This window comes from Luteimonas sp. J29, assembly GCF_000472505.1.
Classification (GTDB): Bacteria; Pseudomonadota; Gammaproteobacteria; order Xanthomonadales; family Xanthomonadaceae; genus Luteimonas.
Genome location: NZ_AWZR01000003.1, coordinates 174,048 through 193,194 on the forward strand (window position 1 = coordinate 174,048; position 19,147 = coordinate 193,194).

General features: G+C 71.4%; 14 protein-coding genes. 6 read left to right on the forward strand and 8 right to left on the reverse strand.

Annotation, left to right across the window (positions count from 1 at the left end; genetic code table 11):
• The first annotated feature begins 144 nt into the window (after positions 1 to 144).
• The 3 genes from sbcB to LUTJ29_RS16365 are packed head-to-tail and all read left to right on the forward strand — an operon-like array spanning position 145 to position 2,887.
• On the forward strand, positions 145 to 1,590 hold the full coding sequence (gene sbcB, locus LUTJ29_RS0105845; RefSeq protein WP_027071715.1) for an exodeoxyribonuclease I: 1,446 nt from the start codon (positions 145 to 147) through the stop codon (positions 1,588 to 1,590).
• Positions 1,587 to 2,273, forward strand: a complete 687-nt coding sequence (locus LUTJ29_RS0105850) for a DUF2461 domain-containing protein (RefSeq protein ID WP_027071716.1) — start codon at positions 1,587 to 1,589, stop codon at positions 2,271 to 2,273. Before sbcB ends, LUTJ29_RS0105850 begins: the two co-directional genes overlap by 4 nt.
• Positions 2,273 to 2,887 (forward strand): DUF2939 domain-containing protein, encoded by a 615-nt coding sequence (locus LUTJ29_RS16365; RefSeq protein ID WP_051322749.1) that lies wholly within the window; start codon positions 2,273 to 2,275, stop codon positions 2,885 to 2,887. The genes LUTJ29_RS0105850 and LUTJ29_RS16365 overlap by 1 nt, the downstream gene beginning before the upstream one ends.
• Here LUTJ29_RS16365 and LUTJ29_RS0105860 read toward each other — a convergent pair.
• The 5 genes from LUTJ29_RS0105860 to LUTJ29_RS0105880 form a co-directional block, all read right to left on the reverse strand.
• Entirely contained in the window at positions 2,850 to 3,950 is a 1,101-nt protein-coding gene (locus LUTJ29_RS0105860) for an NAD(P)-dependent alcohol dehydrogenase (RefSeq protein ID WP_027071717.1), read from the reverse strand. The two genes, LUTJ29_RS16365 and LUTJ29_RS0105860, sit on opposite strands and share 38 nt — an antisense overlap.
• Before the next feature lie 261 nt (positions 3,951 to 4,211).
• The gene (locus tag LUTJ29_RS0105865; protein WP_027071718.1) at positions 4,212 to 5,126 is read right to left on the reverse strand and encodes a 5'-nucleotidase; all 915 of its coding nucleotides are present in this window, start codon (positions 5,124 to 5,126) and stop codon (positions 4,212 to 4,214) included.
• Between the two features lie 114 nt (positions 5,127 to 5,240).
• On the reverse strand, positions 5,241 to 6,011 hold the full coding sequence (locus LUTJ29_RS0105870; RefSeq protein WP_027071719.1) for an NAD kinase: 771 nt from the start codon (positions 6,009 to 6,011) through the stop codon (positions 5,241 to 5,243).
• A gap of 149 nt (positions 6,012 to 6,160) precedes the next feature.
• On the reverse strand, positions 6,161 to 11,140 hold the full coding sequence (locus LUTJ29_RS0105875) for an NAD-glutamate dehydrogenase domain-containing protein (protein ID WP_027071720.1): 4,980 nt from the start codon (positions 11,138 to 11,140) through the stop codon (positions 6,161 to 6,163).
• A gap of 164 nt (positions 11,141 to 11,304) precedes the next feature.
• On the reverse strand, positions 11,305 to 12,453 hold the full coding sequence (locus LUTJ29_RS0105880; RefSeq protein WP_027071721.1) for an acyl-CoA dehydrogenase family protein: 1,149 nt from the start codon (positions 12,451 to 12,453) through the stop codon (positions 11,305 to 11,307).
• 162 nt (positions 12,454 to 12,615) lie between these two features.
• Between LUTJ29_RS0105880 and LUTJ29_RS0105885 the strand changes: the two genes are divergently transcribed.
• The 3 genes from LUTJ29_RS0105885 to metH all read left to right on the forward strand — a co-directional run bounded on the left by LUTJ29_RS0105885 (position 12,616) and on the right by metH (position 17,436).
• Positions 12,616 to 13,545, forward strand: coding sequence for a metalloregulator ArsR/SmtB family transcription factor (locus tag LUTJ29_RS0105885; protein ID WP_027071722.1), 930 nt, complete (start codon positions 12,616 to 12,618; stop codon positions 13,543 to 13,545).
• Between the two features lie 17 nt (positions 13,546 to 13,562).
• Positions 13,563 to 14,642 (forward strand): homocysteine S-methyltransferase family protein, encoded by a 1,080-nt coding sequence (locus LUTJ29_RS0105890; protein WP_051322750.1) that lies wholly within the window; start codon positions 13,563 to 13,565, stop codon positions 14,640 to 14,642.
• A 109-nt stretch (positions 14,643 to 14,751) separates the two neighbouring features.
• Positions 14,752 to 17,436: a methionine synthase gene (gene metH, locus LUTJ29_RS0105895; RefSeq protein WP_027071724.1), complete on the forward strand. Its 2,685-nt coding sequence runs from the start codon at positions 14,752 to 14,754 to the stop codon at positions 17,434 to 17,436.
• Between the two features lie 36 nt (positions 17,437 to 17,472).
• Here metH and LUTJ29_RS0105900 read toward each other — a convergent pair whose 3' ends face one another.
• From LUTJ29_RS0105900 to LUTJ29_RS16370, 3 genes are read right to left on the reverse strand one after another with little or no spacing between them, the layout of a single operon-like run.
• Positions 17,473 to 18,078, reverse strand: a complete 606-nt coding sequence (locus tag LUTJ29_RS0105900) for a DUF2058 family protein (protein WP_027071725.1) — start codon at positions 18,076 to 18,078, stop codon at positions 17,473 to 17,475.
• Between the two features lie 8 nt (positions 18,079 to 18,086).
• Positions 18,087 to 18,302, reverse strand: coding sequence for a SlyX family protein (locus LUTJ29_RS0105905; RefSeq protein ID WP_027071726.1), 216 nt, complete (start codon positions 18,300 to 18,302; stop codon positions 18,087 to 18,089).
• Between the two features lie 17 nt (positions 18,303 to 18,319).
• Positions 18,320 to 19,102 (reverse strand): FKBP-type peptidyl-prolyl cis-trans isomerase, encoded by a 783-nt coding sequence (locus LUTJ29_RS16370; protein ID WP_043740590.1) that lies wholly within the window; start codon positions 19,100 to 19,102, stop codon positions 18,320 to 18,322.
• Between the last annotated feature and the right edge of the window lie 45 nt (positions 19,103 to 19,147).

Here is a 19,147-nt window from a genome sequence, read left to right on the forward strand (position 1 = left end):
CCGCGACCCGGGATTCTGCGCACACGGGTGGCCCGATGGCCCGCGGCGTCATCGAGTGAGCGGTACCGGGGCCATCGGCGCGTGCGGTCGCGGCTGAAGCCGCTCCTACGGCCCCCGGCCGCCGGCAGCGCCTACAATGCGCCGATGCCGGCCTCCTTCCTGTTCTACGACCTGGAAACTTTCGGCGCCGACCCGCGCCGCTCGCGGATCGCGCAGTTCGCCGCCATCCGCACCGACGAGGCGCTGGAGCAGGTCGAGGAACCGGTCGAGTTCCTCGTCCGGCCCGCCGACGACCTGCTGCCCTCGCCCGACGCCACCCTGGTCACCGGCCTGCCGCCGCAACGCGCCCTCGCCGAAGGCGTGCCCGAGGCCGAGGCCTTCGCCCGCATCGCCGAGGAGATGTCGCGGCCGCAGACCTGTTCGCTGGGCTACAACTCGCTGCGCTTCGACGACGAGTTCATCCGCTTCGGCCTGTACCGCAACTTCCACGATCCCTACGAGCGCGAGTGGCGCGGCGGCAACAGCCGCTGGGACCTGCTCGACGCGCTGCGCCTGATGCACGCGCTGCGGCCGGACGGCATCGCCTGGCCGGCGCGCGAGGACGGCAAGGGCACCTCGTTCAAGCTCGAACACCTGGCCGCCGCCAACGGCGTGCGCACGGGCGACGCCCACGAGGCGCTGTCGGACGTGCGGGCGCTGATCGGACTGGCGCGGCTGTTCCGCCAGGCCCAGCCGCGGCTGTGGGAGTACGCGCTGCGGCTGCGCGACAAGCGCCACGTCGCCGGCCTGCTCGACACCGTGACGATGACGCCGGTGCTGCACGTCTCGCAGCGCTACCCGGCCTCGCGCCTGTGCGCGGCCGCGGTGGCGCCGGTCGCGCGCCATCCGCGCATCGACAGCCGGGTGGTCGTGTTCGACCTCGACCAGGACCCGGGCGAACTGCTCGACCTGGACCCCGACGCCATCGCCGCGCGCCTGTACGTGCGTTCGGACCTGCTGCCCGAGGGCCAGTCGCGGATCGCGCTCAAGGAAGTGCACCTCAACCGCTGTCCCGCCATCGTGCGCTGGGACCACCTGCGCGCGGACGATTTCGCGCGGCTGTCGATCGATCCCGGCGTCACCCTGTCGCGCGCCGCGCGCCTGCGCGCCGCCGGTCCGGCGCTGGCGGAGAAGCTGCGCCAGGTGTATGCCCGCGAGCCGGAGCTGCCCGCTGCCGACCCGGACGGCGCGCTCTACGACCGCTTCCTCGAGGACGCCGACCGTCGCCGCTTCGCCGAGGTCCGCTCCACGCCGCCGCAACTGCTGGGCGCACGCGACTTCGGCTTCCGCGACCCGCGCCTGCCCGAACTGCTGTTCCGCTACCGCGCCCGCAACTGGCCCGGGACGCTCGACGCGGCCGAACGCCAGCGCTGGGACGGCTACCGCCGCGACCGGCTCGCGGACGGCAGCGGGCTGTCCGAATTCGGGTTCACGTCCTATTTCGAGCGCATTGCGACACTGCGCGGCCAACACGCCTCCGACCCCGAGCGCCTGGCGCTGCTCGACCAGCTCGACCGCTGGGGCCGGCAGCTGCAATCCTCGCTGGCATGAGTACCTACTTCACCGACAAGAGCCTGAAGTTCCTCCGCGCCCTGGCCCGCCACAACGAGCGCGCCTGGTTCCAGGCCCACAAGGCCGACTACGAGGCGCACGTGCGCGAGCCGTTCCAGCGCCTGCTCGGCGACCTGCAGGTCCCGCTGGCCCGGGTGAGCACGCATTTCCGCTCCGACCCGGCGAAAGTGGGCGGCTCGCTGTTCCGCATCCACCGCGACACGCGCTTCTCCAACGACAAGACCCCGTACAAGACCTGGCAGGGCGCGCGCCTGTTCCACGAGCGCAGCCGCCAGGTGCCGGCGCCCTCGTTCTACCTGCACCTGCAGCCTGGCAACGGCTTTTTCGGCGGCGGCATCTGGCATCCGGAGCTGCCGGTGCAGCGCCGGGTCCGCCAGTTCATCTTCGACAACCCCGGCGGCTGGAAGGCCGCCGCGCACGCGCCTGCGTTCCGGCGCCGCTTCGACCTCGACCGCGACGAGATGCTGGTGCGCCCGCCGCGCGGCTTTCCGCCGGAGTTCGAGTTCATCGACGACCTGCGCCACCGCAATTTCGTCGCCTGGCGGCCGCTCGAGGACGCCACGATGACCGGGCCGCGGCTGCTGTCGATCCTGGCGAAGGATCTGCAGGCCATGGCCCCGTTCATGGACTACCTGTGCGCCGCGCTGGACCTGGAGTTCTGATGCGCCGCCTGGCCGCGACCGTCGCGCTGCTCTTCGCCGCCCTGCTCGCCTGGGTCGTCGCGGGGCCGTGGCTGACGATGCGCGCGATCGGCAACGCGGTCCGCGCCGAGGACCATGTTGCGCTCTCGCGGCACATCGACTTCCCGCCGCTGCGCGCCAGTCTCAAGGCGCAGCTCGGCGAGCGCCTCGTGCGCAGCGCCGGCATCGATCGCCAGGCCGGCCTGCTCGGCAGCCTCGGCGCCACGGTCGCCAACGGACTGGCGGGCGGCGCGGTGGACCTGATGGTGACCCCCCAGGGCCTGGGCGCGCTCATGGAAGGGCGCAAGGTCTGGAACCGCGCCCGCGGCCTGCCGCCGCCGCGCACCGAGGCCGGGGCGGCCGTGCGCCCCGACCCCTGGCACGGCGCACGGCGACGCTACGAGTCGCCGTCGCGCTTCACCATTGCCGTGCCCATGGAGGGTGGCGCACCGGTCGTGTTCGTGCTCAGCCGCACCGGCCTGCGCTGGAAGCTCTCGGACATCCGGCTGCCACCTCCGTCCGCGGATGCCGGCAGCGCGGGCAACGACCGCGCCGGGCTCAGCCCGCCGCGACCGGCATCCGCAGCACCGGCTTGACCGTGCGGCCGCTGGCCGAATCCTCGAACGCCTGCTCGATCTGGTCGAACTCGTAATAGCGCACCAGGCGGTCGAACGGGAACCTGCCGACCTTGTGGAACTCCACCAGCTGCGGGATGAACACACGCGGCACCGAGTCGCCCTCGATCACGCCGACCATGGTCTTGCCCTCGGCCATCAGGTCGTTGTGGACGTCGATCTCCATCTTCGGGGTCACGCCCACGATCGCCGCGGTGCCCAGCGGGCGCAGCGCGTTGAGCGACTGGCGCACCACCGGCGGGACGCCCGTCGTTTCCACCGCGTAATGGACGCCGCCTTCCGAGGCGGCCTTGATCTCCGCTACCACGTCCACCTTGCCGCCGTTGAAGGCGTGGGTGGCGCCGAGCTCGAGCGCCAGCTCCAGCCGGCTGTCGTGGACGTCGATCGCGAAGATCCGCGGGCAGCCGGCGATCCGGGCCGCCATCACCGCGCTCAGGCCCACCGCGCCGCAGCCGAACACCGCGATGGAGCTGCCGAACCCCGGCTTCAGCCGGTTGAGCACGGTCCCCGCACCGGTCTGGATGCCGCAGCCCAGCGGTCCGAGCAGGGCGATGTCCACCTCCGGGTCCACCTTGACCACGTTGCGCGCCTGGGCGACCGCGAAGGTGCCGAACGAGGACTGTCCGAAGAAGGTGGACAGGTCGCCGTCGTCGTGGTGCAGGCGCGCGCCACCGTCCTCCATCCGCCCCCCGAAGTTGAGTTCGTTGAAGGCCTCGCACACCGTCGGATGTCCGGTCAGGCAATTGCCGCAGCGCCCGCAGTGGGCGAACGACATCACCACGTGGTCGCCGGGCGCCAGGTCGTCGACGCCCTCGCCGACCCGCTCGACGATCCCCGATCCTTCGTGCCCGAGCACGATCGGGTACGGCGACACCGCCAGGTCGCGGCCGACCGCATCGGTATGGCAGACCCCGGTCGCCACCACCCTGACCAGCACCTCGCCCGGACCGGGCCCGGACAGCCGGACCTCCTCGATCGAGAAGGGCGCGCCCTGGGCGCGGGTCACGGCAGCCTGGATCTTCATCGTCGAGCTCCTGTCTGGACTGCCGCCCAGCATGCGCCAGCACGGCGTCGACGGGCGTTAACCGGCGCCCGGACCGGCGCAACGGTTCGTTGCGTTTCCGGCGCCGCCCACAGGCCAGGGTGCAGCCCCGCGCGCCCCGCGCGCCCCGCGCGCCCCGCGCGCCCCACGCGCCCCGTCCGCCCCGCTTCGCCGCGCGGCGCGACGCTGCGGCCGCCGTGCCCATCGGGCCTTCGCGCCCACGGGCGTGGCCGGCAGGGCCGCTCAGCTGTTGGACACCCCGTGCGGCACGTGCCCGGCGAGCACGTGCTGGCGGGCGCTGTCGATGTTGTGCAGGGAGTCGTCGAAGAAGATGTCGGCGCCGAATGCCTCCAGGAACGGGCCCTTGGGGCGACCGCCCAGGAACAGGGCCTCGTCCAGGCGCACGCCCCATTCGCGCAGGGTCCGGATCACCCGCTCGTGCGCCGGCGCCGAGCGCGCGGTGACCAGGGCGGTGCGGATCGGCGCGGCCTTGCCGGCCGGATAGGCCGCCTGCAGGTCGTGCAGAGCCGAGAGGAAGGCACGGAACGGCCCGCCGGACAGCGGTTCGCGCGCACGCTCGATCTCGTGGCGGTGGAAGGCGGCGATGCCGCCCTCGCGCGAGACCCGCTCGCCTTCGTCGCCGAAAATCACCGCGTCACCGTCGAAGGCGATGCGGATCTGCTCCTTGGACACCGCACCCGGCCGCTCGCGCTGGGGCAGGATCGTGGCCGCCGCCACCCCGTTGGCCAGCGCCTGGCGCACCGATTCGGGGTTGGCCGACAGGAACAGCTGCGCGCCGAACGGACGCACGTAGGTCCAGGTCGGCTCGCCCGATGTGAAGGTGGCGCGGGTGATGCCCAGGCCGTAGTGCTGAATCGAGTTGAAGATGCGCAGGCCGGTGTCGGCCGAGTTGCGCGAGAGCAGGATCACCTCCACCCGCGGCGATTCCGGCGGCGCGTCCACGTTCAGCGCCAGCAGCTTGCGCACCAGCGGGAACGCCATGCCCGGTTCGAGGATCTCGTCCTCGCGGCTGCGCTGGTACTCGGCGTAGCGCTCGATCCCCTCGCGTTCGAACAGCTCGTGGCTGTCCTCGAGGTCGAACAGCGCCCGCGAGGAGATGGCGATGGTGAGGACCGCGGTGGGCTCGTGACCGGACATGGCGGGATTATGGCGCCCCTGCGTCGCCGCAGGTGAGACGCGGGCGGGCGCAGCGCGCCCGGTCGTGCCCCGGTCGCCCCTGGCCCCGGCCGGGCTGCCGCGCGGGGGGGCGCCTCAGGCCTCGAACTGCTCGCTGAGGATGCGCTCCTCGAGGTTGTGCTCGGGGTCGAAGAGCATGGTGACGGTGCGCTCGCGCGACTCGCGGATCATCACTTCGACCACGTCGCGGACCTCGTGCGAGTCGGCGGTGGCGCTGACCGGCCGCTTGAAGGGGTCGAGCACCCGGAACCGCACCTCGGTGTCGGACCTGAGCAGGGCACCCCGCCAGCGCCGCGGGCGGAACGCGGCGATCGGGGTGAGCGCGATCACGTTCGCGCCCAGCGGCAGGATCGGCCCGTGGGCGGAATAGTTGTAGGCGGTGCTGCCGGCCGGCGTGGCCACCATCACCCCGTCTGCGATCAGCTCGTCCAGCCGCTGCTTGCCGTTGAGCTCGATCGACACGTGCGCGGCCTGGCGGGTCTGGCGCAGCAGCGAAACCTCGTTGTAGGCCAGCGATCCGACCGTGGCGCCGGACTCGGTCTGCGCCACCATCTCCAGCGGACGCAGCACCGCCGGCTCGGCGGCGGCGATGCGCTCGAGCAGGTCGTCCTCGCGGAAGTGGTTCATCAGGAACCCGACCGTGCCCAGCTTCATCCCGAACACCGGCTTGCCCAGGCTGCCGTACCGGTGCAGCGTCTGCAGCATGAAGCCGTCGCCACCCAGCGGGCACAGCACGTCCGCCTCGTCCGGCTCGCACTGGCCGTGGCGCGCGACCAGCGCGGCCATGGCCTGCTGCGCGTCCTCGGTCTGGCTGGCCAGGAAGGCGATGCGGGGCGTCGGGGTCATCGGCGTCACCGTGCGCGTGGCGGCGGCTCAGGATAACCCGGACCGGCGTGGACGCGCCGCGTCGGTTGCAGCTGCAAGCCATCGCCGGCGACACCGCGCCGTGCGGCCCGATGCCACGGACGGGCGGCCCACGCCGCCCGTCCGCGCGGTCAGCCGCGCTGCGCGAGCTGCGACAGGCGCTGGACCGCGACCGAGGCGGTCGGGTAGTCCAGCGTCTTCTGCGCCGCGATCTCGGTCAGCATCGACAGGGTGAAGCGCAGGCTCGGGTCGTCGCGCCCGATCCAGTGCCGCACCTTGGCCTCGGCCGTGTCGCCCGGCATCGACAGCACCTGGCCCACGATGGTGCGCTGCTGGGCGGCGAGCTCGTCGCGCAGCGCGCCGCGGGCCACCGCGTGCCAGCGGCCCTCGACCTGGAGCGCGTCGATCTGCCGGGTCAGCCACGGGATGTTGAGCGCCTCGCCGACCCGGAAGTGCAACCGGGCCACGTCCACCGGCCGCTGCCGGCGCTCGTTGGCCAGCTCGATGATGTCCGGGCACCACTCCAGGTACGGCAGCGCCGCCAGCTGGCCGCCCAGCGCGTCGGGCACGCCCTTGGCGCGCCAGTCGGCGAGGCTGGCCTCGTACTCCGGGCGCATCGAGTCGGGCAGGATGTTGGCGCCGGCGCGGATGTCGCGGAACCCGTCGTGGTAGCGATTGACCGCGGTGGTGATGTCCGGGATCGCGCCGGGCCGCGACAGCAGCCAGCGGGTGAAGGAGCGCTGCAGGTTCCAGATCACCAGCAGGGCATCGACCTGCACCGACTCGGCGACCTTGCCGTCGAGCGCGTCGATCTGGTTCCACAGCGCCCGCGCCTCGAGGGTCTCGCGGGTGATGGTGAACGCCTTGGCCACGTCGCCGATGCTGCGGCCGCTGTCCTCCTGCATGCGCAGCAGGAACGTCGAACCCATCCGGTTGATCATCGTGTTGGTGACCGCGGTGGCGATGATCTCGCGCTTGAGCGGATGGCGCTCCATCGCGTCGGCGTACTTCTTCTGCAGTGGCCTGGGGAAGTAGCGCTGCAGTTCCCGCGACAGGTAGCTGTCCTCCGGCACGTCGGACTGCAGCAGTTCGTCGAACGCGACCAGCTTGGAGTACGACAGCAGCACCGCCAGCTCGGGCCGGGTGAGTCCCTGCCCGCGCGCCTTGCGCTCGGCGATCTCGGCGTCGGAGGGCAGGAACTCGATCTGCCGGTCGAGCAGCCCGCGCTGTTCGAGCGTGCGGATGAAGTGCTCCTTCGACCCGAGCCGGGCGACGCTCATGCGCTCCATGACGCTGATGGCCTGGTTCTGGCGGTAGTTGTCCCACAGCACCAGCTGCGCGACCTCGTCGGTCATCGAGGCCAGCAGTTTGTTGCGCGCCTCCATCTTCAGCCGGCCCGCGCGCACCTCGGCGTTGAGCAGGATCTTGATGTTGACTTCGTGGTCGGAGGTGTCGACGCCGGCCGAGTTGTCGATGAAGTCGGTGTTGAGCAGCACGCCGTTGCGCGCGGCCTCGATCCGGCCGAGCTGGGTGAAGCCGAGGTTGCCGCCCTCGCCCACCACCCGGCAGCGCAGCTCGCGGCCGTCGACGCGGATCGCGTTGTTGGCGCGGTCGCCGACGTCCGAATGCTGCTCGGTGCTGCCCTTGACGTAGGTGCCGATGCCGCCGTTCCAGAGCAGGTCCACCGGCGCGCGCAGGATCGCCGACAGCAGCTCGTTGGGCGTCATCGAGGTGGTGCCCTCGGGCAGGCCAAGCGCCGCGCGCGCCTGCGGCGAGACCGGGATCGACTTGGCCGAGCGCGGGTACACCCCGCCGCCCTTCGAGATCAGGGAGGTGTCGTAGTCCGCCCAGCTCGAGCGCGGCAGCCGGAACAGGCGTTCGCGCTCGGCGTAGGAGCGCGCGGCGTCCGGATCCGGATCGATGAAGATGTGGCGGTGGTCGAACGCCGCCACCAGGCGGATGTGGCGCGAGAGCAGCATGCCGTTGCCGAACACGTCGCCGGACATGTCGCCGATGCCCACGCAGGTGAAGTCCTGGCTCTGGCTGTCGTGTCCCAGGGCGCGGAAGTGGCGCTTGACCGACTCCCACGCGCCGCGCGCGGTGATGCCCATGCCCTTGTGGTCGTAGCCCACCGAGCCGCCGGAGGCGAATGCGTCGTCCAGCCAGAACCCGTACTCGCGGGCGATGCCGTTGGCGATGTCGGAGAACGTGGCCGTGCCCTTGTCGGCCGCGACCACCAGGTACGGATCGTCCTGGTCGTGGCGGACCACGTCGCGCGGCGGCACCACCTTGCCGTCCACCACGTTGTCGGTGACGTCGAGCATGCCGCTGATGAACAGCCTGTAGCAGGCCACGCCCTCGGCCATGAGCGCGTCGCGCTCGGCCGGCGGGCGCTTGACGATGAAGCCGCCCTTGGAGCCGACCGGCACGATCACCGTGTTCTTCACCATCTGCGCCTTGACCAGGCCCAGCACCTCGGTGCGGAAGTCCTCGCGGCGATCCGACCAGCGCAGCCCACCGCGCGCCACCGGCCCGAAGCGCAGGTGCACGCCCTCCACCCGCGGGCCGTAGACGAAGATCTCGCGGTACGGCTTCGGCTTGGGCAGGTCCGGCACCAGCGACGAGTCGAACTTGAAGGTGATCGTCTCCTTGCAGCTGCCGTCGGCGTTGCGCTGGTAGTAGCTGGTGCGCAGGGTGGCGTCGATCACGCCCATGAAGCTGCGCAGGATGCGGTCCTCGTCAAGGCTCGAGACCCGGTCGAGCAGCGCCCGGATCGCGCCGCGTACCACCTCGGCGCGCGCGCCGCGCTCCAGCCCGCGTGCGTCAACCACCGGCTGCAACAGCGCCATGCAGGCCTCGTCGCCACCGGCCAGCGCCCGCAGGTGCGCGGCCAGGCGCGCGGCGCCGGCATCCTCGCCCTGCTTGCGCCTGCCCTTGCGCGACGATCCGCCCGCGGCCGGGTCGAAGCGCGCCTCGAACAGCTCCACCAGCAGCCGCGCGAGCAGCGGGTTGCGGGAGAAGGTGTCCTCGACGTAGCTCTGCGAGAACGGCACCCCGACCTGTTGCAGGTAGCGCGCGTAGCCGCGCAGCAGCGCGACCTGGCGCCAGTCGAGCGAGGCCGACAGCACCAGGCGGTTGAGCCCGTCGTTCTCCGCCTCGCCGCGCCAGGTGCGGGCGAAGGCCTCGCTGAAGTCGGCGGCGGCGCTCTCCACGTCCAGGCCGGCCACGCCGGACTCGACCTCGAAGTCCTGGATGAACACCGTGGTGCCGTCCACGTCGATCCGGTAAGGATGCTCGGTGACCACGCGCAGGCCGAGGTTCTCCATCATCGGCAGCGCATCGGACAGGGCGATGTCCTCGTGCAGGCGGTAGAGCTTGAAGCGCAGCGCGCCCTCGCCATTCACCGTGGCCGGCAGCTGCTGCAGGCTCAGCTGCAGCGGCGCGTCCTCGCCGAGCGCGGCCAGGCGCTCGACGTCGGTGGCGGCGATGACCGGGGTCGCGTTCTCGATGTAGGCGGCGGGCAGCGCGCGGCCGAAGCGCTGCGCCAGTTCCAGGCCTCGCTCCTCGCCGTGGCGCGAGACCAGCTCGTCGCGCAGGTCGTCGTGCCAGTTGCGCACGATCGCGGCCAGCTCGCGGTCGAGCTGGCCCTGGTCGACCTCGAATGCCTCGCCCGGGCGCGGGCGCACGATCAGGTGCACCTGGGCCAGCGGCGACTCGCTGATCATGACGCTGGCGTCGACGTGATCGGCATGCAGCACCCGGCGCAGCATCGCCTCGATCCGGTGGCGCACGTCGGTGCTGAAGCGGTCGCGCGGGATGTAGGCCAGCACCGAGTAGAAACGGCCGTAACGGTCGCGGCGCAGGAACAGGCGGCTGCGCACCCGCTCCTGCAGGCCGAGCACGCCGGTGGCCAGGCGGTACAGTTCGTCGGCGCTGGACTGGAACAGCTCGTCGCGCGGCAGGGTCTCGAGGATGTGGCGCAGCGCCTTGCCGCTGTGGCCGGTGGGCTTGAGGCCCGAGCGCGACATCACGTACTCGTATCGCCCGCGCACCAGCGGGATGTCCCACGGGCGGCGGTTGTAGGCGCTGGAGGTGTACAGGCCGAGGAAGCGCTGCTCGGACACCGCGCGGCCCTTCTCGTCGAAGCCCAGCACGCCGATGTAGTCCATGTAGCCCGGGCGGTGCACGGTCGAACGCGCGTTGGTCTTGGTCAGGACCAGCGCTTCGGCCTGGCCCTGGGCGCTCATCCGGTGCGCGGCCAACGACTCCAGCGGGCGGCCGCCGGCGTCGCCTTCGCCGCGCAGCAGGCCCAGACCGCTGCCCTTGACCGGCACCAGCAGTTCGCGGCTGCCGCGGCGGCGCACCTCGTACTCGCGGTAGCCGAAGAAGGTGAAATGGTCGTCCGCCACCCAGCGCAGGAACTCCTGCGCCTCGTGGCGCTCGCCCTCGCCCAGCGGCATGCGGCGGGTGGCGAGCCCGTCGGCGACCTCCTGCATGCGGCGGCGCATCTGCGGCCAGTCGCGCACGATCGCGCGCACGTCCTCGAGTACCGACAGCAGCGCGGACTCGATCGCGGCCATGCCATCCGAGGTCTGGCGGTCGATCTCCAGGTGCATGACCGATTCGGTCTCGCCCTGGCCCACCGCCTGCAGGCGGCCGGCGCGGTCGCGCCGGATCTGGATCACCGGGTGGCCGAGCACGTGCACCTTCACCCCGCGCGCGGCCAGCGCCATCGTCACCGAATCGACCAGGAACGGCATGTCGTCGTTGACGATCTGCAGCACGGTGTGCGGCGATTCCCAGCCGTGCGTGCGCAGGACCGGGTTGAACAGGCGCACCTGGGCCCTGCCCGGCGGACGCCGGCGCATGAAGTCCAGCAGCCCGGTGGCCAGCGCCGCCCAGGCGTCGGGACTGTGCAGCGGCAACTCCTCCTCGCTCAGGCGCCGGTAGAACGCGCTGGCGAAGGCCACGGCATCGGCCTGCGCCGCCTTGCCGGCGCGCTTGCGCACCGCCTCCAGGATCGGGGCGGGCGCGGCCTCCGGCGTCGCGGAGGACGCCGCGCTGCGGGTGGACTTGCGGGGTTTGGCCCTGGCGGGTCGGGACGGGGTCATGTCGGGACGGCTCCGTTATGCACAAAGGCCCGCGTCTGCACGCGGGCCATGGGGACGGGTGTGCCGCGCCCGGGGCGCGGCGGAAGCGGCCACGGGAAGCGCACGGCCTCCCGTGTCGGGGCGTGTGGTGAACCTGGCGCGGCGACGCGGATCCACGGCGCGGCTCAGCGCAGCCCGGTCTCGCTGCGCGCGATCACCAGGCGCTGGATCTCGCTGGTGCCTTCGTAGATCTCGGTGATCTTGGCGTCGCGGAAGTAGCGCTCCACGGGCATCTCCTTCGAGTAGCCCATGCCGCCGTGGATCTGCACCGCCTGGTGCGCGATCCACATCGCCGACTCGGAGGCGGTGAGCTTGGCCATCGCGGCCTCGGCCGAGAACTTCCTGCCCTGGCCCTTGAGCCAGGCCGCGCGCAGCGTGAGCAGGAGCGAGGCGTCCAGCTTGCACTTCATGTCGGCGATCTTGGCCTGGGTCATCTGGAAGGTGCCGATCGGCGCGCCGAAGGCCTTGCGCTCCTTCACGTAGGCGATGGTGGCCTCGTACGCGGCGCGGGCGATGCCCACCGCCTGCGAGGCGATGCCGATGCGGCCGGTGTCGAGCACGCCCATCGCGATCTTGAAGCCCTCGCCTTCCTGGCCCAGCACCTCGTCGGGCTGGACCACGTAGTCGTTGAACTCGATCTCGCAGGTCGCCGAGGCGCGGATGCCGAGCTTGGGTTCGGTCTTGCCGCGGCCGAAGCCCTCGCGCGCGGTGTCGATGAGGAACGCGGTGATGCCGCGGCTGCCCTTGTCGGGGTCGGTCATGGCGAACAGCACGATGTACTTCGCCACCGGGCCGGAGGTGATCCAGCTCTTCTTGCCGTTGACCACGAAGCTGCCGTCGGCCTGCTTCACCGCGCGGCAGCGCATGGCGGTGGCGTCGGAGCCGGATTGCGGCTCGGTCAGGGCGAAGGCGCCGATCTCGGACCCTTCGGCGATCGCGCGCACGTACTTCTGCTTCTGCGCCTCGGTGCCGTGGGTCAGGATGCCGTTGCAGAACAGCGAGTTGTTGACCGACATGATGGTCGAGTGGGCGGCATCGGCCGCGGCCACCTCGACCATGGCCAGCACGTAGGACACCGGGTCCATGCCGGCGCCGCCGTACTCGGTCGGCACCTCGATGCCCATCAGGCCGTTCTCGCCGAGCACGCGGATGTTCTCGAGCGGGAACTCGCCGGTGCGGTCGTGGTGTTCGGCGCTGGGCGCGATCTTCTCGCGGGCGATCCGGCGCGCCACGTCCTGGATCATCAGCTGCTCTTCATTGAACCCGAATTCCACGACCGCCTCGCAATTGTTTCCAGAGAAACGTAATTGTAGCCGGCCGCGCGCCCGGACCGCATGCCGTCCCCGGCGCGGCGGGCGTCCCCACCGGGAGCGCGCGGCTTGACGCCACGGATTGCGGGCCGGACAATATCTTTATATCGCGATACGGAGATATGTATGGACCTCGAGGCCTGGTCCACGCGGCTCAAGGTGCTTGCCGATCCCACCCGCGTGCGCCTGCTCGCGCTGCTGGAGGGCGAGGAACTGACCGTGGCCGAACTCTCCGCGATCACCCGCCTCGCCCAGCCCCGCGTCTCCACCCACCTGGCCAAGCTCAAGGACGCCGGCCTGGTGCGCGACCGCCGCGCCGGCGTCTCGGCCTACTACCGCTTCGACCACGAGTCGCTCGACCCCGCCCAGCGCGCATTGTGGCAGGCGCTGTCCACCGGCAGCGACGACCCGCTGCTGCGCCAGGACGCCGAGCGCGTGGCCGGGGTGCTGGCGATGCGCGCCGCCGACCAGAACTGGGCCGACTCGGTGGCCGGCGACATGGAGCGCCACTACTCGCCCGGCCGCACCTGGGAAGCCCTGGCCCGCAGCGCCCTGCCCCTGCTCGAGACCGGCGACGTGCTCGACATCGCCTCGGGCGACGGCGTGCTGGCCGAGCTGCTCGCCCCGCACGCCCATCGCTACGTGTGCGTGGACAGCAGCCCGCGGGTGGTGGCCGCAGCGGCCGAGCGCCTGCGCCGGTTCCGCAACGTCGAGGTGCTCGAGGGCGACATGCACGCCCTGCCGTTCTCCACCGCCGAATTCGACCTGGTGGTGCTGATGCACGCCCTGACCTACGCCGAGAAGCCGGCCCAGGCCGTGGCCGAGGCGGCGCGCGTGCTGCGTCCGGGCGGCCGGCTGCTGCTGTCGAGCCTGGCCCGGCACGAGCACCAGAACGTGGTCCAGGCCTACGGCCACGTCAACCTGGGCTTCACCGACAAGGACCTGCGCCGCTTCGCCGCCCGCGCCGGCCTCGAACTGCTGACCGCCGAGACCGTGACCCGCGAGAAGCGCCCGCCCCACTTCGAGGTGATCTCGCTGATCGCCCGCAAGCCCTGACCACGAGGAGCCCCGACATGCGCGTACTTCCCTGGCTCCATCCCGAGCGCGTGGCCGCCCTCGAGGCCGCCCTGCGCGAGCGCATCCTGGTGATCGACGGCGCGATGGGCACCATGCTCCAGCGCCATGGCCTGCAGGAGGCCGACTACCGCGGCGAGCGCTTCGCCGACGGCTACGATTCGACCCGCGGGGCGCCCGCCGGCGGCGGCCGCGACCTGCGCGGCAACAACGACCTGCTGCTGCTGACCCGGCCCGAGCTGGTGGCCGGCGTCCACGCCGCCTACCTCGAGGCCGGCGCCGACCTGCTCGAGACCAACACCTTCAACGCGACCGCGGTCAGCCAGGCCGACTACGGGCTCGAGCACCTGGTGCACGAGCTCAACCGCGAAGGCGCGCGCATCGCCCGCGAATGCTGTGCGGCGGCCGAGGCGGCCGACCCCTCGCGGCCGCGGTTCGTGATCGGCGTGCTCGGCCCGACCAGCCGCACCGCCTCGATCAGCCCCGACGTCAACGACCCGGGGTTCCGCAACACCAGCTTCGACGAGCTGCGCCTGGTCTACCGCGAGGCGATCGACGGCCTGCTCGACGGCGGCGCCGACACGCTCATGGTCGAGACCGTGTTCGACACCCTCAACGCCAAGGCCGCCCTGTACGCCATCGAGGAGGCGTTCGAGGCCCGCGGCGGCCGGGTGCCGGTGATGATCTCCGGCACGATCACCGACGCCTCGGGCCGCACCCTGTCCGGCCAGACCGCGGAGGCGTTCCACACGTCGGTCGCGCACGGCCGGCCGCTCTCGATCGGGCTCAACTGCGCGCTCGGCGCGCGCGAGCTGCGTCCGCACGTCGAGACCCTGGCGGCAGTGGCCGACTGCTACGTGAGCGCGCACCCGAACGCCGGCCTGCCCAACGCCTTCGGCGGCTACGACGAGACGCCGGAGGAAATGGCCGCGGTGCTGCGCGAGTTCGCCCAGTCCGGGCTGCTGAACATGGTCGGCGGCTGCTGCGGCACCACGCCCGACCACATCCGCGCGATCGCCGACGCGGTCGCCGGCGTACCGCCGCGGGCGCTGCCCGCGCCTGTGGCCGACGCGGCATGACCCGTCCAGCCGCCGCCTTCCCCGATTCCGCCCGCGGCCGCGCCCTGTGCGCGGCGTGGCCAGCCCGCGCCCGGCCGGCGATCGCCGCCGGCGCCCAGCGATGACCCCCATGCCGACTCCCCGCTACACCCGCCTGTCCGGCCTCGAGCCGCTGGTCATCACCCCCGACCTGCTGTTCGTCAACATCGGCGAGCGCACCAACGTCACCGGCAGCGCCCAGTTCCGCAAGCTGATCAAGGAAGGCCGCTTCGAGGAAGCGGTCGAGGTCGCGCGCCAGCAGGTGGCCAACGGTGCCCAGATCCTCGACGTCAACATGGACGAGGGTCTGATCGACTCGGAGGCGGCGATGGTCCGCTTCCTCAACCTGATCATGTCCGAGCCCGACATCGCCCGCATCCCGGTGATGGTCGACTCGTCGAAGTGGAGCGTGATCGAGGCCGGCCTCAAGTGCCTGCAGGGCAAGGGCGTGGTCAACTCGATCTCGCTCAAGGAGGGCGAGGAGGCCTTCGTCGAGCAGGCGCGCAAGGTGCTGCGCTACGGCGCCGCGACCGTGGTCATGGCCTTCGACGAGCAGGGCCAGGCCGACACCTGCCAGCGCAAGGTCGAGATCTGCACCCGCGCCTACCGGATCCTGGTCGACGAGGTCGGGTTCCCGCCCGAGGACATCATCTTCGACCCCAACATCTTCGCCATCGCCACCGGCATCGAGGAGCACGACAACTACGCGGTCGATTTCATCGAGGCCACGCGCATCATCAAGGCCACGCTGCCGCACTGCCACGTCTCGGGCGGCGTGTCGAACGTGTCGTTCTCGTTCCGCGGCAACGAGACCGTGCGCCAGGCGATCCACAGCGTGTTCCTGTACCACGCGATCCGCGCCGGCATGGACATGGGCATCGTCAACGCCGGCGCGCTGCCGATCTACGACGACCTCGATCCCGAGCTGCGCGAGCGGGTCGAGGACGTGGTGCTCAACCGCCGCCGCGACGCCACCGAGCGCCTGCTGGAACTGGCCGAGAAGTACAAGGGCAGCAAGGGCAAGGCGCGCGCCGAAGACCTGTCCTGGCGCGACAAGCCGGTGAACGAGCGCCTCGCGCACGCCCTGGTGCACGGCATCGACGCCTGGGTCGAACAGGACACCGAGGAAGCGCGGCAGCAGTTCGCCAGGCCGCTCGAGGTCATCGAGGGGCCGCTGATGGACGGCATGAACATCGTCGGCGACCTGTTCGGCGCCGGCAAGATGTTCCTGCCCCAGGTGGTCAAGTCCGCGCGCGTGATGAAGAAGGCCGTGGCCTACCTGCTGCCGTACATCGAGGCCGAGAAGCAGCGCAGCGGCGACGCCGGCAGGAACAACGGCAAGGTCGTCATGGCCACGGTCAAGGGCGACGTCCACGACATCGGCAAGAACATCGTCGGCGTGGTCCTGGCCTGCAACAACTTCGAGGTGATCGACCTCGGCGTGATGGTGCCGGCGCAGAAGATCATCGACACCGCGGTGGCGGTGAACGCCGACCTCGTCGGCGTGTCCGGCCTGATCACGCCCTCGCTGGAGGAGATGGGCCACGTCGCCCGCGAGATGCAGCGCCAGGGCCTGCAGGTGCCGCTGATGATCGGCGGCGCCACCACGTCGCGCGCGCACACCGCGCTGAAGATCGACCCGTTCTACAAGGCCCCGACGATCTGGGTGAAGGACGCCTCGCGCGCCGTCGGCGTGGCCCAGTCGCTGGTCTCGCCCGAGTTGCGGGGCCCGTTCGTCGCCGCCAACGAGGCCGACTACGCCGAGATCCGCGAACGCCACCGCAACCGCGGCGACGCCAAGCGGCTGGTGTCGCTGGAGAAGGCGCGCGCGCAGAAGTTCGACGGCGGCTGGGACCGCTACGAGCCCCCCGCCCCCCGCCAGCCCGGCCTGCACGTGCTCGCCGACTACCCGCTCGACGAGCTGGCCAGGTGCATGGACTGGACGCCGTTCTTCCAGGCCTGGGAGCTCGGCGGCCGTTTCCCGGCGATCCTCGAGGACCCGGTGGTCGGCCCCCAGGCCACCGAGCTCCATCGCGACGCGCGCGCGATGCTCGACCGGATCATCGCGGAGAAGTGGCTGACCGCCCGCGGCGTGTTCGCCCTGTGGCCGGCGCAGAGCGTCGGCGACGACGTGGTCGTGCGCCACGACGGCGGCGAGGCGACCCTGCACTTCCTGCGCCAGCAGGTCGACAAGCCCGCCGACCGCCCCGACTTCTGCCTCGCCGACTTCATCGCCCCGCGCGACAGCGGGCGCCAGGACTGGATCGGGATGTTCGCGGTCACCGCGGGCATCGGCATCGAGCCGCACCTGGAGCGGTTCCAGGCCGACCACGACGACTACAACGCGATCATGCTCAAGGCGCTGGCCGACCGCCTGGCCGAGGCCTTCGCCGAACGCCTGCACCAGCGCGTGCGCACCGAGTTCTGGGGCTACGCCCCCGACGAGGCGCTCGACAACGAGGCACTGATCGCCGAGCGGTACCGCGGCATCCGCCCTGCCCCGGGCTACCCGGCCTGCCCCGAGCACAGCGAGAAGGCCACCCTGTTCCGGCTGCTCGATGCCGAGCGCAACGCAGGCATGACCCTGACCGAGAGCTTCGCGATGCTGCCGACCGCAGCGGTGTCCGGCTACTACTTCAGCCACCCCGGCAGCCAGTATTTCGTGGTCGGGCGGGTGTCGAAGGAACAGGCCCAGGACTACGCGCGGCGCAAGGGCGTGCAGCTGGCGCAGGTGGAGCGTTGGCTGGCGTCGAACCTCGACTACGATCCGGAGTGAGCGCCGCCGCGTGGCGCGCCATGCGCGCCGGCTGCGTCACCAGACCAGGTCGTCGGGCACCTGGTATTTCGGATCGGCGTAGAGATCGTCTTCCGCCGGCGCGTCGGGATCGACCTTGAGCGCGATCGCCTCGGGGAGAATCTCCTCCGCCCCGGCCAGGTCGGCCGCGGTCACGAGGCAGTAGCGGCCGTTGATCTGCACCACGCCCAGCTCGCCGGCATTGAGCGCGCGCAGCTGCTCCTGGTTGACGTAGATGCGCTTGATCTTGCCGCCGTACGGGAAGTGGCGGGCGATCTCGGCCTGCGGGTCGTTGAGCACCTTGCCCTGCAGGAACGCCTCCAGCTTCGCCCGGGCCTCGCGGCGCCGGCGCGCCTGTTCCTGGCGCTCGCGCTCGGCGCGCTCGCGCTCCTCCTTCTCGCGCTGGGCGCGGATGGCGTAAGCCTTGGCGAGGTCGATGTCCTCGCGCTCGCGGGCCTTGCGGCCGGCGCCGCGACCGCCATCGCGACGGCCCGTCTTCGCGGACGCGTCGGGCGCATTGCGGCCGTCGCCACGCGGCGGCTTGGCCCGCTTCGGCCCCGGTGCAGGCTTCGGCGCGGGCTTGAAGCCCAGGCCGAGCAACTGGTCGCGCAAGGAATTGGCCATGGTGGTGTTCAGTAGTGCGGTGGCGGAGGCTCGAGCGCAGGGTCCCCCGGCCCGTCGCCGCGGACCAGTTTCATGTCCTGGATCACGCGCTTCAACAGCTCCGCGTGGGCCGCGGCCTCCAGCCGGGTCGCCGTCAGCGCTTCGTTGAGTTCGGACAGCGCCTGCTCCTGGAACGCGAGCCGCGTCTCCAGCTCGACCAGGCGCTGCTCGAGGTCACCGCTCATGCCGTGCCGCCCGCCGCTCAGTTGCGCACGACGTCGAGCAGCTCGACCTCGAACACCAGGGTGGCGTTGGGGCCGATCGGACCACCGGGGGTACCGGCCTCGCCGTAGCCCAGTTCGCTCGGGATCCACAGCCGGTACTTGCTGCCCACGGGCATCAGCTGCAGGCCTTCCTGCCAGCCGGGCACCACCTGGTTGAGCGCGAACTCGACCGGCTCGCCGCGGGCGTAGGAGTCGTCGAACACCTCGCCATCGAGCAGCGTGCCGCGATAGTGCACGCGCACGGTGTCGGTGGCCGAGGGCTTCACGCCGCTGCCTTCCTGCAGCACCAGGTACTGCAGGCCCGAGCCGGTGGTCTGCACGCCTTCCTTGCCGGCGTTCTCGGCCAGGAACTTCGCGCCGGCCTCGGCGTTCTCCTGCGCCATGCGCGCGAACTCCTCCATCTGCCGCGCCTGCATGCGCATGCCGAAGCCCTGCATCACTTCCATCACGTCCTGCTGGCTCAGCAGCGGCTCCTTGCCGTCCACGGTGCTGCGCACCGCCTTGTACAGCGTGGCCATGTCGATCTCGTCCTTCACGCCCTTGAGGCTCTCGCCGATCTGCATGCCGATCGCGTAGCTCAGCTGCTCGCGCTCGGTCTTCATGCCGCCGCGCTCGGGCACCTGGACGGTCGACGCGGACTCCTCCTTGCCGCCCTCGACCGGCTTGCCGGTCTCCTTGTCGAGCGGCTTGCAGGCCGCCAGCGCGGTCGCGACGGCGAGCGCGAGCACTGCCAGGGAAACGGGACGCTTGGAAACATTCATGGGGAACTCCGGGGCGATATTCGGCGGGGGCGACGGCGAGGCACG

What these genes read in the sequence shown, in the direction of transcription:
- sbcB (WP_027071715.1), top strand. Translation starts at nt 145, where the DNA reads ATGCCGGCCTCCTTCCTGTTCTACGACCTGGAAACTTTCGGCGCCGAC.
- LUTJ29_RS0105850 (WP_027071716.1), top strand. Translation starts at nt 1,587, where the DNA reads ATGAGTACCTACTTCACCGACAAGAGCCTGAAGTTCCTCCGCGCCCTG.
- LUTJ29_RS16365 (WP_051322749.1), top strand. Translation starts at nt 2,273, where the DNA reads ATGCGCCGCCTGGCCGCGACCGTCGCGCTGCTCTTCGCCGCCCTGCTC.
- LUTJ29_RS0105860 (WP_027071717.1), bottom strand. Translation starts at nt 3,950, where the DNA reads ATGAAGATCCAGGCTGCCGTGACCCGCGCCCAGGGCGCGCCCTTCTCG.
- LUTJ29_RS0105865 (WP_027071718.1), bottom strand. Translation starts at nt 5,126, where the DNA reads ATGTCCGGTCACGAGCCCACCGCGGTCCTCACCATCGCCATCTCCTCG.
- LUTJ29_RS0105870 (WP_027071719.1), bottom strand. Translation starts at nt 6,011, where the DNA reads ATGACCCCGACGCCCCGCATCGCCTTCCTGGCCAGCCAGACCGAGGAC.
- LUTJ29_RS0105875 (WP_027071720.1), bottom strand. Translation starts at nt 11,140, where the DNA reads ATGACCCCGTCCCGACCCGCCAGGGCCAAACCCCGCAAGTCCACCCGC.
- LUTJ29_RS0105885 (WP_027071722.1), top strand. Translation starts at nt 12,616, where the DNA reads ATGGACCTCGAGGCCTGGTCCACGCGGCTCAAGGTGCTTGCCGATCCC.
- LUTJ29_RS0105890 (WP_051322750.1), top strand. Translation starts at nt 13,563, where the DNA reads ATGCGCGTACTTCCCTGGCTCCATCCCGAGCGCGTGGCCGCCCTCGAG.
- metH (WP_027071724.1), top strand. Translation starts at nt 14,752, where the DNA reads ATGCCGACTCCCCGCTACACCCGCCTGTCCGGCCTCGAGCCGCTGGTC.
- LUTJ29_RS0105900 (WP_027071725.1), bottom strand. Translation starts at nt 18,078, where the DNA reads ATGGCCAATTCCTTGCGCGACCAGTTGCTCGGCCTGGGCTTCAAGCCC.
- LUTJ29_RS0105905 (WP_027071726.1), bottom strand. Translation starts at nt 18,302, where the DNA reads ATGAGCGGTGACCTCGAGCAGCGCCTGGTCGAGCTGGAGACGCGGCTC.
- LUTJ29_RS16370 (WP_043740590.1), bottom strand. Translation starts at nt 19,102, where the DNA reads ATGAATGTTTCCAAGCGTCCCGTTTCCCTGGCAGTGCTCGCGCTCGCC.